Source organism: Klebsiella sp. CD33, from assembly GCF_051992865.1.
Taxonomy (GTDB): Bacteria; Pseudomonadota; Gammaproteobacteria; order Enterobacterales; family Enterobacteriaceae; genus Klebsiella; species Klebsiella pneumoniae.
Genome location: NZ_CP197023.1, coordinates 2,623,839 through 2,636,214, shown reverse-complemented (window position 1 = coordinate 2,636,214; position 12,376 = coordinate 2,623,839). Strand labels below are relative to the sequence as shown.

General features: G+C 57.5%; 13 protein-coding genes. 6 read left to right on the top strand and 7 right to left on the bottom strand.

Features of this window, described 5'->3' with window-relative positions:
* Positions 1 to 8: 8 nt before the first annotated feature.
* Positions 9 to 443, bottom strand: a complete 435-nt coding sequence (gene marR / locus ACR809_RS13165; protein WP_004143563.1) for a multiple antibiotic resistance transcriptional regulator MarR — start codon at positions 441 to 443, stop codon at positions 9 to 11.
* A gap of 89 nt (positions 444 to 532) precedes the next feature.
* On the opposite strand from marR, the gene ACR809_RS13160 reads away from it, so the two are divergent.
* Together ACR809_RS13160 and ACR809_RS13155 are read left to right on the top strand one after the other, a co-directional pair.
* On the top strand, positions 533 to 661 hold the full coding sequence (locus ACR809_RS13160) for a hypothetical protein (RefSeq protein ID WP_004217987.1): 129 nt from the start codon (positions 533 to 535) through the stop codon (positions 659 to 661).
* A gap of 43 nt (positions 662 to 704) precedes the next feature.
* Complete coding sequence (locus ACR809_RS13155; protein WP_002904403.1) at positions 705 to 1,373, top strand: MarC family NAAT transporter; 669 nt, start codon at positions 705 to 707, stop codon at positions 1,371 to 1,373.
* 68 nt (positions 1,374 to 1,441) lie between these two features.
* On the opposite strand, the gene ACR809_RS13150 is transcribed toward ACR809_RS13155, so the two are convergent.
* Positions 1,442 to 2,641: a sugar transporter gene (locus tag ACR809_RS13150; protein ID WP_122051330.1), complete on the bottom strand. Its 1,200-nt coding sequence runs from the start codon at positions 2,639 to 2,641 to the stop codon at positions 1,442 to 1,444.
* Positions 2,642 to 2,842: 201 nt separating this feature from the next.
* Between ACR809_RS13150 and ACR809_RS13145 the strand changes: the two genes are divergently transcribed.
* Positions 2,843 to 3,637, top strand: a complete 795-nt coding sequence (locus ACR809_RS13145) for a PhzF family phenazine biosynthesis protein (protein ID WP_023280050.1) — start codon at positions 2,843 to 2,845, stop codon at positions 3,635 to 3,637.
* A gap of 45 nt (positions 3,638 to 3,682) precedes the next feature.
* Here ACR809_RS13145 and ACR809_RS13140 read toward each other — a convergent pair whose 3' ends face one another.
* From ACR809_RS13140 to ACR809_RS13125, 4 genes are all read right to left on the bottom strand, one after another.
* The gene (locus ACR809_RS13140) at positions 3,683 to 5,002 is read right to left on the bottom strand and encodes an MFS transporter (protein WP_122051329.1); all 1,320 of its coding nucleotides are present in this window, start codon (positions 5,000 to 5,002) and stop codon (positions 3,683 to 3,685) included.
* A 63-nt stretch (positions 5,003 to 5,065) separates the two neighbouring features.
* Positions 5,066 to 6,016, bottom strand: coding sequence for a phosphoglycerate dehydrogenase (locus tag ACR809_RS13135; protein WP_020802418.1), 951 nt, complete (start codon positions 6,014 to 6,016; stop codon positions 5,066 to 5,068).
* Positions 6,017 to 6,101: 85 nt separating this feature from the next.
* On the bottom strand, positions 6,102 to 6,986 hold the full coding sequence (locus ACR809_RS13130; protein WP_004179772.1) for a dihydrodipicolinate synthase family protein: 885 nt from the start codon (positions 6,984 to 6,986) through the stop codon (positions 6,102 to 6,104).
* 14 nt (positions 6,987 to 7,000) lie between these two features.
* On the bottom strand, positions 7,001 to 8,149 hold the full coding sequence (locus ACR809_RS13125; RefSeq protein WP_064151573.1) for an iron-containing alcohol dehydrogenase: 1,149 nt from the start codon (positions 8,147 to 8,149) through the stop codon (positions 7,001 to 7,003).
* A 174-nt stretch (positions 8,150 to 8,323) separates the two neighbouring features.
* Here ACR809_RS13125 and dtnK point away from each other — a divergent pair, with 174 nt between their 5' ends.
* From dtnK to ACR809_RS13110, 3 genes are read left to right on the top strand one after another with little or no spacing between them, the layout of a single operon-like run.
* Positions 8,324 to 9,559, top strand: coding sequence for a D-threonate kinase (gene dtnK, locus ACR809_RS13120; RefSeq protein ID WP_064162072.1), 1,236 nt, complete (start codon positions 8,324 to 8,326; stop codon positions 9,557 to 9,559).
* Positions 9,552 to 10,538 carry a D-threonate 4-phosphate dehydrogenase gene (locus ACR809_RS13115; protein WP_004151623.1) on the top strand — a complete coding sequence of 329 codons (987 nt, stop codon included), beginning with the start codon at positions 9,552 to 9,554 and terminating at the stop codon, positions 10,536 to 10,538. The genes dtnK and ACR809_RS13115 overlap by 8 nt, the downstream gene beginning before the upstream one ends.
* Position 10,539: 1 nt before the next feature.
* Positions 10,540 to 11,301, top strand: coding sequence for a DeoR/GlpR family DNA-binding transcription regulator (locus ACR809_RS13110; RefSeq protein ID WP_002904489.1), 762 nt, complete (start codon positions 10,540 to 10,542; stop codon positions 11,299 to 11,301).
* 14 nt (positions 11,302 to 11,315) lie between these two features.
* Here ACR809_RS13110 and ACR809_RS13105 read toward each other — a convergent pair whose 3' ends face one another.
* Positions 11,316 to 12,260: an L-lactate dehydrogenase gene (locus ACR809_RS13105; protein WP_122051328.1), complete on the bottom strand. Its 945-nt coding sequence runs from the start codon at positions 12,258 to 12,260 to the stop codon at positions 11,316 to 11,318.
* Positions 12,261 to 12,376: the final 116 nt, after the last annotated feature.

Sequence of the window (12,376 nt, the reverse complement as noted above, 5' to 3'; positions counted from 1 at the left end):
TCTTATTTTTACGGCAGGACCTTCTTGAGCAGTTGCTCAAGCATGGCGACTTCGTCCGCCGACAGATTTTTCGTTAACTCCTGGTGTAACTTCTGACCCACAACCTGATGACACTGCTCGCAAAGGGCTGCGCCGTCCGGCGTCAACTGCACCAGCACGCCGCGCTTGTCAGCGGGGTTGGGTAACCGTTCAATCCAGCCTTTGCACGCCAGGCGGTCGAGCATGCGCGTCATCGCGCCCGGGTCGACGGAAAGCACGGTTTTCAGCTCAACGGGGGTAATACATACTTCGCAACGAATGGAGCAGAGCACGCGAAACTGGGTCGCGGTAATATCCATAGGTGAGAGGTAGTCATTGAGCAGGCGATCTTTTTTCTGGTTAACCATCTGGATCAAGCGGCCCAGCGGGATCATTTCATTAAACAGGTCGCTGGTACTTTTCATAATGGTTGCCCAGGCAAGTAATTAGTTGCAAGTGATACTATTGCCCAGGCAATCATAAGTCAACATTATGAATTGGCCGATGCCACGATTTGCTAAAATGGAAAAGTACGATGTGGGTCACTCTTTATGATTTTTCTAACGCTTGTTATTTTTTTGCAGAAGTGATTTATCAGCAGGCTGGCGTCAAATTTGTTGAAGCCGATATACTCACGGAATGAAACCATTCTTAAAAAATGAATATTAACGGGACTTTAATTAACTATGTTCGATTTGTTTAAAGCAATAGGGCTCGGCCTGGCGGTGCTTTTACCGCTGGCGAATCCACTCACAACCGTGGCGCTGTTCCTTGGCCTGGCCGGTAATATGAACAACGCCGAGCGTAATAAACAGGCGTTAATGGCATCGGTGTATGTCTTCGCCATCCTGATGGTGTCGTGGTATGCCGGTCAGGTGGTGATGAATACATTCGGCATATCAATACCTGGGCTACGTATCGCCGGCGGATTGATTGTGGCCTTTATCGGTTTCCGCATGCTGTTTCCCCAGCAAAAAGCCCACGATTCGATGGAAGCGAAGATCAAATCGGAAGAACTGCAGGATGAACCGACCGCCAATATCGCCTTTGTGCCGCTGGCGATGCCAAGCACCGCCGGTCCGGGCACCATCGCGATGATTATTAGCTCCGCCTCGACCGTTAAGCACGGCGTGGACTTCCCGGAGTGGGTGGTGCTGGCGGCGCCGCCGATCATCTTTTTGCTGTTAGGGGTGATTCTGTGGGCTTGTCTGCGCAGTTCCGGCGCGATTATGCGTCTGGTTGGCAAAGGCGGCATCGAGGCCATCTCGCGACTGATGGGCTTTCTGCTGGTCTGCATGGGCGTGCAGTTTATTATTAACGGCGTGCTGGAGATCATTTCGACCTGGCATCCCTGACCGCCCGCGATGCGCAGAGAAAAAAAGCCCGCCGGCGCGATACCGGCGGGCTTTTTTGTGCGACGGAATCAGGAGTGGTGCGGCTGATGGTCTTCCAGCGATACCGGCCAGCGACGGAATATCATCAGCGACCAGACCAGCGCGACCAGCGCCGGAATGGCGCCGACGTAGCCGACGGAGGCCATGGAAAGATGCAGACTCACCTGGCTGCCGACCAGCGCCCCGGCGCCTATGCCGATATTAAAGATACCCGAGAACAGAGACATGGCGACGTCGGTGGCATCCGGAGCGGAGGCCAGCACTTTCACCTGCATGCCGAGACCGATAATCATGATCGCCACCCCCCAGAAGATGCTGAGCAGCATCAGGTGCTGCGGGTTATGCGAGGCCGGCAGCAGCAGCAGCAGGCAGGCGAGCAGCAGGGCAATCGCCAGGCTTATCAGCCCCGACGCGTGCTGGTTACCGAGCTTACCGAACAGAATGCTGCCGATAATACCGGCCCCGCCAAGGATCAGCAGCAGTACGGTGGCAAAGTTGCCGCTCAGGCCCGCTACCGTCTGGACAAAGGGCTCGATATAGCTGTAGGCGGTATAATGAGCGGTCACCACCACCACGGTCAGAATGTACACGCTGACCAGCGCCGGGCGGCGGAACAGCACCGGCAAGCTTTTCAGCGAGCCAGAATGTTCGCTCGGCAGGGTCGGCAGCAGTTTTACGAGGCAGGCCAGGGTGGCTAACGCGCCGAGGCCGATCGCCAGGAAGGTCATCCGCCAGCCAAAGTACTGGCCGATAATGCGCCCGATCGGAATACCAAACACCATCGCCAGCGCGGTACCGGTGGCGATCAGGCTCAGCGCCTGCGCCCGTTTGCCCGGCGGGGCCATGCGGATGGCCAGTGCCGACGTTATCGACCAGAAAACCGCATGCGCAAAGGCGATACCAATGCGGCTAATCACCAGCACGTCAAAATTCCAGGCAAAAAACGACAGGACGTGGCTGGCGATAAACAGAATAAACAGGCCGATAAGCAGGCACCGGCGCTCCACTTTGCTGGTCAGCAGCATAAACGGCAGCGACATTAACGCCACCACCCATGCGTAGATGGTCAGCATCATGCCCACCTGGGCGGTTTCCATGCCGAAGCTGTCGGCAATATCCGACAACAGACCGACCGGGGCAAACTCTGTGGTGTTAAAAATAAACGCGGCGATGGCCAACGTCACGACACGTAGCCACGCTACCTTGCGTGAGACCGTATTCGTAGTCATAAGCTCTGGACTGGTGATTCAGGGAAAGATGTGACGCTGATCTTAAAACGATTGTTGGCGAAAAGACAATCATTTTGTGATCTGCGTCTCATTTCATCGCAAGGGGCTGGCCGCGGTTAAGCGATTAATTTTGCTATGGATAGTGTCAAGGGGACGCTTTTATGTCATGTTGAAGGAAAGTAAAAAAAGTAAGGACAGGGTATGCAGGAAATTCAATTTTATCTGGTCGATGCTTTCAGCGATAAAAACTTTGGCGGCAATGCCGCGGCCGTCTGCCCGCTCAGCGAGTGGTTAGCCGACGATGTGCTCCTGAAAATGGCCCAGCAGCATAATCAATCCGAAACGGCTTTCTTTGTCCGTACCGACGAGGGCTATGAGCTGCGCTGGTTTACCACACTCGCTGAGATCAATCTCTGCGGTCACGCGACCCTCGCCGCTGCGCACGTTATTTTCGAATATCTCGACCATCCTTCGGCGACGATTCTCTTTAGCACCCGTTTTGTTGGTGAGCTGCGGGTCACCCGTAATGGCGACTGGCTGACGCTCGATTTTCCGGCGTGGTCGACCTCCCCGGTGGAAAACCCGCCGGCGGATCTGCTGACCGGGTTGGGACTCGAGGCCGCCGTTGAAGTTCGGGAAGGGCGCGATTATCTGGTGGTGCTGGCGGATCGCCAGCAGGTTGAAGCGGTGCGACCGGATATGGCGCGGCTGCGAACGCTTGGCAAAATGATCTGCGTCAGCGCGCCGGATGAAGAGTATGACTTTGTCAGCCGCTTCTTCTGCCCGGGAGAAGGGGTGCCGGAAGATCCGGTCACCGGCTCCGCCCATAGCATGCTGATCCCCTGGTGGGGCGAAAAGCTGGGGAAAACCACCATGATGGCGCGCCAGATCTCCGCTCGCGGCGGCGACCTGCGCTGCCAGTGGCAGGGCGACCGTGTGCTGATTAGCGGCCAGGCCACCACCTATATGCGCGGAACGGTTTACCTGCGAGGTTAACGATGTGTTTACGCCCGGTGGCGTCCTCTACCGGGCGGATTGGACTTAATGTTGTTCTGCGGCGTTAAGGACGGGTGATTTTCCACCTTTGTCATTGATAGGTTCAATTTTACCCATCAGGAACAGGTAGTTGATTATCCCGATAACGACAAGAATGGCCGAGAAAATCAGTGCCCAGTTGAATGAGCCTGTCGCAGCAACGATCGCACCCGTAATGATAGGACCGACTGCGCCTCCCATATTCGAAACCGTATTTTGCAGCCCAGCGACAATTGAGACGCTATTTTTGGGTGCAACATCACCCGGTAAGGCCCAAACCTGCGATGCGGCGACCGTCGTGCCTGATTTTGCGACACACAAGAGAAAGACGGTCATAAACACAGAGTCGGTAAATGGTGCAAAGCCGATACAAAGTGCCATAAGCAAGCCGATAGTCAAAAACAGTTTACGGGTAGCCGTAAGAGACAGTACTTTCTTATGTACCAGACGATCCGAGGCCCAGCCAGCAAAAACTTCAATCACCATCCCGCATAATAAAGGCAGAGCGGCTACCATTCCCATTTTAATAAAATCCATACCTTTTTCTTTTACCAGGTAAGTAGGGAGCCAGGTAATAAAAAAATAGGAGGTATAATTGATGGTAAAAAAGCCGATGCACATTGCCCAAATGTTACGATAACGCAAGAGCTTATACCATTTCATGGGCAATACAGCTTTGTCGCCGTGATGTTGTTTTTGGCCATCACGAATAATACGCACTTCTGAAGGACTGATGCGTTTGTGTTCTTCCGGGTTTTCAGCATAGATAAAATACCAGGCGATAACCCATAAAATGCCCACACTGCCGATAATCAAAAAGGTCAGTCGCCAGTCAAAGGTGTAGATCATCCAGACGATAAGCGGCATGGCAATCGCCCCGCCAAATTTTGACGCACTATCGAAGAGTCCGGATACGGTGGCACGTTCTTTATCCGGAAACCAGCGTGCGGCGATCCCTGCGTTGCTGGGGTAGGCGGCGGCCTCGCCAACACCTAAAGCCAGACGCAGTGCCAGAAGTGATTTAAAACCCGTGGCAACACCCATCATCGAGGTGGCAATTGACCACCAGGCGACGGCTAAACCAAGACCTTTTTTCTGACCAAAACGATCGGCGAACCACCCGGCGGGGATCTGTAATAACGAGTATGACCAAAAAAAAGCCGCCATGATAAACCCCATCATTTCGGGGTCGAGTTTCAGTTCATCGATTAAATGTGGGGCTGCGGCAGATAATACTGTCCGGTCGATATAGTTGATGGCAATAGCCAACCACATTAACCCGGCTATCCACCAGCGAATACGAGTAGTGTTAGCTGTCGTGTTCATATATTCGGCTCTAAGTAGATGTTCGTTATATTGGTGGGAATGGCATGCTTCCCACCTCGTTATTTACAGCGAATTCATAATGTTTTCAGGTCGTTCACCACGACAGACGCAGGTAATAATATTGTTGACGCAGCGCGCGCTAATATTGCTAATTGCGCCATCCGTATATCCAGCAATATGAGATGTTGGCGCAAAATTCGCCAGGGTAAATAAAGGGTGCGTAGCGCAAGGTTCCTCGAGAAAAACGTCAGCTGCGGCTCCGGCGAGGTGTCCTGATTTTAGTGCTTCATACAACGCTTGTTCATCAACAATACCGCCTCTGGAAACATTGATCAGGAATGCCCCTGATTTCATCTGCTGTAGCCGGGCGGCATTAAACATATTTTCAGTTTCCGGGGTTAAAGGGGTATGCAGGCTAATAAAATCACTTTGCGCCGTCAGGGTATCCAGTGAGACATATTCAATCTGGTGTTGTTGTGCAAATTCTCTGTCTGGCCAGGCGTCGGTGGCGAGCACTCGCATATTGAATCCGCGCGCACGTCGCGCCACTTCCTTACCGATATGGCCTAAACCGACGATCCCCAGGGTTTTGCCATATACATCAGTGGCAAAAATACGAGGCCAGTTGCCTGCTTTCGTTTCACTGATTGCCTGATAAATCTGGCGGGCAGTATTGAGAATTAAGCCAAAAGCAAAATCGGCCACCGCATGCTTGTTGGCATCAGGAACGTTAGTGACAAAAATTTTGCGCTGACGTGTAGCGTTAAGATCGATGTTATCCACACCAACGCCGTGTTTGCAGACAATTTTTAGCCTCGGGGCCTTTGCCAGCAGCGATTCATTGATGTCGGTGAAGGCGACAATCATCGCTATGGCATCAGGCAGATGCTGAGCCAGCATCTCTATAGAGGCATCGGCAGGCAACATGACCAGTTCAAGATCGGCCTCTTTCAGTGCCAAAATGGGCGCATCGTCGTATTTGGCGAATGAGGGCGAGGTGCAAATTACTTTCATAACCGTTTCCTGTTTACTGGCGACAATGAGCGTCGCAAATACAAGACCTTGCCCCAGCCAGTGATGGCCGGGGCGGATACGTAAATTAGTGAAGGTAGGTGTTAATGATATTTTTAATCTGCTGCAGCTGGTGGTCACTAAACTGCACCGCGTAGCGGCTGTCGCCCACCTCGTGACCCATTAGCTGCAGGGCTTTCTTCACCGCCGCAGGCGAGAACGCCACTTTATACAGATCGGTGCGCAGGCCCGTTACCTGCTCCTGGGCCTGGCGCGATCCGGCGATATCCCCGGCGTGAAAGCGCGACCAGATGGCGTTAATTTCAGCGGGGGCGACGTTGGCAAGCCCCGAGATGCAGGCCGAGCAGCCGTCGACAAATCCCTGATGGATAAGCGAGTCCGGCCCGTTCAGAACGTCGAAACCGTCGATATCGCGCACCGCGTCGAGAAAGCCTTTCAGGCTGTCGTAGCTGCCGGCGCTATCCTTAATGCCGACGATATTCTCGTGGCGGGCCAGCTGGCGCGCGGTCTCCGGGGCAATAGTGTTCCCGGTGCGGGCGGGAATGTTGTAAAGAAAGAGCGGGACGCTCAGCGCGTCGGCGATCGCCGTATAGTGGTTAATCAGCTCTTCCTGCTTCAAGGGCACGAACCACGGGGTAATGGCCGATACCGCGTCAACTCCGAGGCGGGCGATCTGCTGGCCCAGCCGGCGCGTCTCCCGGGTGGAAACCTCCCCAATATGGGCCACCACCGGCGCGCGACCGGCCGCCTCTTCCACGCAGGTTCTGGCGACGGCGATCTTCTCTTCCTCATTGAGGACAAAAAACTCGCCGTTGGTGCCGCCGCAGAAAATACCGTTGCCTGCGGCGAGCTGCCGCTGCACCTGCTGGCGTAGCGCCGGCAGGTTAAGCGCTCCCTCGGCGGTAAAGGGAGTGACAATGGCGGTGAGTACGCCGCTAATAGCTTTCCTCATTTAACTTTCTCCTGTTAGGTATGTTCTGGATACAGCGTTTGGTAGATGGCCGCGATCTCTTCGCGGCTGACGCTGCATGGGGCATTGTTCATCAGGCGTTTGACGTTTTGCGCCGCTGCGCTGAGGGCGGAAATACTCTCCTGAGGCACGCCTAGCGCGGCCAGGTTGTCCGGCAGCGGCAGTCGTTTGACCAGCGCCGCCAGCCATGCGACCAGCGCATGGGATTTCTCTTCCGCGCTGAGCGTGCGATCTGCATCGGGGATCAGGTCCCAGACTTGAGCGAACTTCGCCACCGCGTAAGGGCGGACCACCCGCATGCAGGGCGCCAGCAGAATGGCGTTGGCCACCCCGTGCGGCAGGTGCCAGGTACCGCCAAGCGGATAGGAGAGCGCATGCACCAGGTGAGTGCCGGCATAGTTGATCGCTGCGCCGCCGTACCACGAGGCCCAGAGCATCTCCAGCTTCGCCGTCAGATCCTGCGGCTGATTTACCGAACGCTCGATATGGCGTACCAGCTTGTGTAAACCGATTAACGCCGCGTTATCGCTCACCGGGTTGGCGACGGTGGAGGTAAAGCACTCCAGCAGATGACACAGAGCATCGATTCCGGTCGACGCCGCGATGCTGGGCGGCATGCTGGTGGTCAGCTCCGGCAGCAGGGCGACATAGTCCGGAAGCAGCACCGGGGAGATGATCCCCACCTTCGTCTGCTGCTCGGGGATCGCCAGAATGGCGTTCGGCGTCGCTTCGGATCCGGTGCCCGCGGTGGCCGGGATTAACAATGAGCAAATTCGTCGTTGCGGCTGCTCGCCTGCCAGCAGGGACGTCAGCGAGGGCGCCTCAGGGTGCAGAAGTACTGACAGCAGTTTTGCTACATCCAGTACGCTCCCCCCGCCGATACCAACGACCATCTGCGGCTGGCTGGCGCCCAGCTGGCTGACGATCTGCGTAACATCGTGATGGTTGGGCTCAGCTGGCACGCTGTCAATGACCTCAACTTCACGCCCTTCAGCCGCCAGCAGGCGATGAATCGCCTGGGTTGCCTCCAGCGCCCCGACGTTCTTGTCGGTCACCAGCAGGATTGAGGTTTTACCGGCCAGCAGCGGGAGCAGGGCCGATGAGGCGCCAGCCCCGCTGATGATTGTGCTGTGTATCGTCGCCACGCGTTTCTCCTTGGTAGTAATTGATTGAATTCAATCATTCATAAATCTTGCTACTCATCTGATGGGGAAAAGTTATAATTTATACGGCAACTTAATAACTTGAGCTTGCTCACATTTAATCAAATATGATTGAATATAATCAATTTAAGATTTTATCGACTACAAGGCAGGACAATGAACGACGGCAATAACAGAGTGCTGGTGCTGGCGGATGACTTTACCGGGGCCAATGACGCCGGGGTCAGCCTGGCGGAGGCGGGTATGTCGGTGGAAGTGGCCTTCACCGCCGGACAACCATCAACCGCCCGGGCATTAATTCTCAACAGCGACAGCCGGGCGATGACCGCCGCGGCGGCGGCTGACAAGGTCGCCGCTCTGCTGCGCGGCGCGGCGACATTCGTCCCGCACTGGCAGGTAAAGAAGATTGACTCCACGCTGCGCGGTAATCCCGGCGGCGAACTGGAGGCAATGATGGCGGCGCAAGGCTGCCGGATGGCGGTGGTGGCCCCGGCTTATCCGGCAGCCGGGCGGCATACCCGGGACGGGCGCTGCTATGTGCATGGTGTGCCCCTCGATCAGACCGAATTTGCCAGCGATCCGAAAACGCCGGTGAGCCGGGCGGAGATTAGCGAAATTATCGCCATGCAGAGCCGTCTTCCCTGTCTGACCCTGAACGCTGGCCAGCTTCCGGCGGCATTAGCGACGGCGGGCGAGGAAAAGCGAGTGTTGATTGTCGACGCCTGGGAAGACAGCCATCTGGACCAGGTGATCGACGCCGTTGCGCCCCATGCGCGGGAGACCCTGCTGGTCGGCTCGGCGGGTCTCTGCGAGGCGCTGGCTCGCCGCCTGCGCCGCAGCGAGCAGGGCCCGCTGCTGGCGGTGGTCGGTTCGATGAGCGAGATGGCGCAGCGTCAGGTTGCTGCGCTGCAGGTCCATTCCCGAGTACGGGTGATTGAAATTGATGTCGAACAGGCCTTTAGCGGATCGCCGAAGGAGGAAGCTTCACGGATCGCCGGGGCGCTGCGTGAGGGCCAGCACTGCGTGGTGACCACCCGCCCGAATCACGCCGCCCGGCACGGGATTGAAGCCCGGTGCCGTGAACGCGGTCTCAGCCGCGCCGCCTACGGGGAGCACATCTGCGCCTGGCTTGCCGACGTCACGGCACTGGTGGTGGCGCTGTGCCCACCGGGCGCCCTGTACCTCTCTGGCGGCGATGTAGCCATCGCCGTCGCGCACGCGCTCGGCGCCACAGGGTTTCAGATCCGCGGCCGGGTGGCGGAGTGCGTTCCATACGGGCATTTTCTCGGCGGCCGCTGGTCGCGGCCGGTGATGACCAAAGCCGGAGGATTCGGCACCGACACCACGCTGTTACATGTTGTGAATTTTATTGAGGAGAAACTGAGTGTCTAAGATGATTGCAGTGACAATGGGCGACCCGGCAGGGATTGGTCCGGAGATTATTATCAAATCCCTCGCCGAGGGGGCGCTGAGCGGCGCGCCGGTGGTGGTGGTGGGCTGCGCGCAGACGCTGCGGCGGATCCTGGCGCTAAATATCACGCCGCGTGCGGAGCTGCGCATTATTGACCATCCCGCCGAGGCGAGTTTTTCCCCAGCGACCATCAACGTCATTGATGAACCACTCAGCGACCCGCAGGGGCTGCGCCCTGGCGAAGTCCAGGCCCAGGCAGGGGATCTCGCGTTTCGCTGCATCAGGCGGGCGACCGCGCTGGCGCTGGAGGGCGCGGTCGCGGCCATCGCTACCGCGCCGCTGAATAAAGAGGCGCTGCATCTCGCCGGGCACGCTTATCCCGGCCATACCGAACTGCTGGCCCACCTGACGCAGACTACCGATTACGCCATGGTGCTCTATACCGAGAAGCTTAAGGTTATCCATATCACTACCCATATTTCCTTGCGCCAGTTCCTCGATACCCTAAACCAGCCGCGGATTGAGACGGTGATTGGCGTGGCGGATCGCTTTCTGCGCCGCGTCGGCTATCCGCGTCCGCGCATCGCGGTCGCCGGCGTTAACCCGCACGCCGGGGAGAACGGCCTGTTTGGCGATGAAGAGATCCGTATCGTCGCCCCGGCGGTCGCCGCCATGCGGGCGAAGGGAGTGGAGGTGACCGGCCCCTGTCCGCCGGACACGGTGTTTATGCAGTGTCACGAAGGCATGTACGACATGGTAGTGGCGATGTATCACGACCAGGGGCATATTCCGCTGAAGCTGCTGGGATTCTATGACGGGGTGAATATTACCGCCGGGCTGCCGTTTATCCGTACCTCCGCGGATCATGGCACTGCGTTTGATATTGCCTGGACAGGTAAAGCGAAGTCTGAGAGCATGGCAACCTCCATTGAGCTCGCCATGCACATCGCGCAGGAATAACATGAAGGGATATAACCGGTTAGAGCAGATTATGGACTTCCTGAAAAGCCATAATCTGGTGACAGTCGACCAGCTGGTGGCGGCGACCAACGCCTCGCCGGCCACCATTCGCCGCGACCTGATCAAACTCGATCAGGAAGGGGTGATCAGCCGAACGCACGGCGGGGTGACGCTGAACCGGTTTATTCCTTCCCAGCCGACGACGCTGGAGAAAGCCCAGCGCAGTCCGCTTGAGAAGCAGGCTATCGCCAGTGCGGCGGCAGCGCTGGTGAAAGCCGGCGACGCCATTGTGCTTGACGCCGGCACCACCATGATTGAGCTGGCGCGGCAGATCACCCATCTGCCGCTGCGGGTGATCACCAGCGATTTACATATCGCGCTGTTCCTATCGGAATTTAAGCAGATCGAAGTGACGATTATCGGCGGGCGCATCGATGACAGCAGCCAGTCGTGCATCGGCGATCACGGCCGCCGCCTGCTGCAGACCATCTGGCCCGATCTCGCCTTCGTCAGCTGCAACGGCTGGGACCTTGAGAAGGGGATCACCGCCCCGACGGAGGAAAAGGCCGCCCTGAAGCGCGATCTGATGGCCAATGCCCGGCGGCGTATCCTGCTGGCGGACAGCTCCAAATACGGCGCCTGGTCACTGTTCAACATCGCTCCGCTGGCGTCGTTGACCGATATCGTCACCGACGCCCACCTGCCGGATAAAACCCGCGAGGCGCTGGAGACCCTTTCCCCGCAGCTGATCATTGCCGACTGACTCGCAGGCTGCCGTCAGGGCAGACGGGCGATATTGGCCTTGATCACCGCGATCGACTGGCTGAACTTCGCCTGCTCTTCGCCGGCCAGCTGCAGTTCAATGATCTGCTTCACGCCACCCTGGGCCAGCACCGCCGGCACCCCAGCCGCCGCGCCGCTGACCTCGTACTCGCCGTCAAGAATGCAGGAGACCGCCAGCGCGCGGTGGCTGCCGGTGAAGATATTGCGGCAGATCTCGGCGATGGTCCCTGCCACGCCATATTCGGTGCAGCCTTTACCCGCGTAGATCTCAAATCCCAGCTTGCGCACTTTGTCAGCCATCGCCTCGCGATCGAGCGGCAGGCCGGTGCGCTGCTGGTAGAGGTCGGCGATTGGCGTGCCATATACCGAGGAGTGCGACCACACCGGAAACTGGGTATCGCCATGCTCGCCGAGGATAAAGGCGTCGATGCTCTGGGCGCCAATCTCCAGTTCCTGCGCCAGCAGGCGACGCAGGCGGGTGGTATCCAGCCAGACGCCGGTGCCCAGCACCTGGCTGCGCGGCAGGCCGGAAAGCTGCCATACCTGCCAGGTGATGATGTCGCAGGGGTTGGTGGCCACCAGAAAGATGCCGTTAAATCCGTTGGCCATCATCGTCGGCACAATGCTCTTCACAATCTTCGCGGTGGAGGTCAGTTCATCCAGCCGGCTCTGGCCGGGGCGCAGCGCGCCGCCGGAGACGGTGATCACCGCGATATCGACATCGGCGCAGTCGCTGGCCTCGCGGGTGGAGATGGTCATCATCCCCGGCAGGTAGGCCGCGGCGTCGCTCAGGTCCTGAGCGTGGGCCTCAGCGCGCTGTTGGTTAAGGTCGACGAGGATCAGCTCCTCGCAAATGCTCTGGTTGAGCAGGGCGTAGGCCGCCGACGCGCCGACATTGCCGGCGCCAATAATCATCACTTTACGGGCTTTGGTGTGCATATTCAGATCTCAAGTACGAACGGCAGGTGATAAAATTACTGTGTTTCAGTGGGTTAGCGCAATAGGTGGGCGGCAATATAAGTTAATGCTATGTCGGGAAAAGCCGCCGGCCGCGC

What these genes read in the sequence shown, in the direction of transcription:
- marR (WP_004143563.1), bottom strand. Translation starts at nt 443, where the DNA reads ATGAAAAGTACCAGCGACCTGTTTAATGAAATGATCCCGCTGGGCCGC.
- ACR809_RS13155 (WP_002904403.1), top strand. Translation starts at nt 705, where the DNA reads ATGTTCGATTTGTTTAAAGCAATAGGGCTCGGCCTGGCGGTGCTTTTA.
- ACR809_RS13150 (WP_122051330.1), bottom strand. Translation starts at nt 2,641, where the DNA reads ATGACTACGAATACGGTCTCACGCAAGGTAGCGTGGCTACGTGTCGTG.
- ACR809_RS13145 (WP_023280050.1), top strand. Translation starts at nt 2,843, where the DNA reads ATGCAGGAAATTCAATTTTATCTGGTCGATGCTTTCAGCGATAAAAAC.
- ACR809_RS13140 (WP_122051329.1), bottom strand. Translation starts at nt 5,002, where the DNA reads ATGAACACGACAGCTAACACTACTCGTATTCGCTGGTGGATAGCCGGG.
- ACR809_RS13135 (WP_020802418.1), bottom strand. Translation starts at nt 6,016, where the DNA reads ATGAAAGTAATTTGCACCTCGCCCTCATTCGCCAAATACGACGATGCG.
- ACR809_RS13130 (WP_004179772.1), bottom strand. Translation starts at nt 6,986, where the DNA reads ATGAGGAAAGCTATTAGCGGCGTACTCACCGCCATTGTCACTCCCTTT.
- dtnK (WP_064162072.1), top strand. Translation starts at nt 8,324, where the DNA reads ATGAACGACGGCAATAACAGAGTGCTGGTGCTGGCGGATGACTTTACC.
- ACR809_RS13110 (WP_002904489.1), top strand. Translation starts at nt 10,540, where the DNA reads ATGAAGGGATATAACCGGTTAGAGCAGATTATGGACTTCCTGAAAAGC.
- ACR809_RS13105 (WP_122051328.1), bottom strand. Translation starts at nt 12,260, where the DNA reads ATGCACACCAAAGCCCGTAAAGTGATGATTATTGGCGCCGGCAATGTC.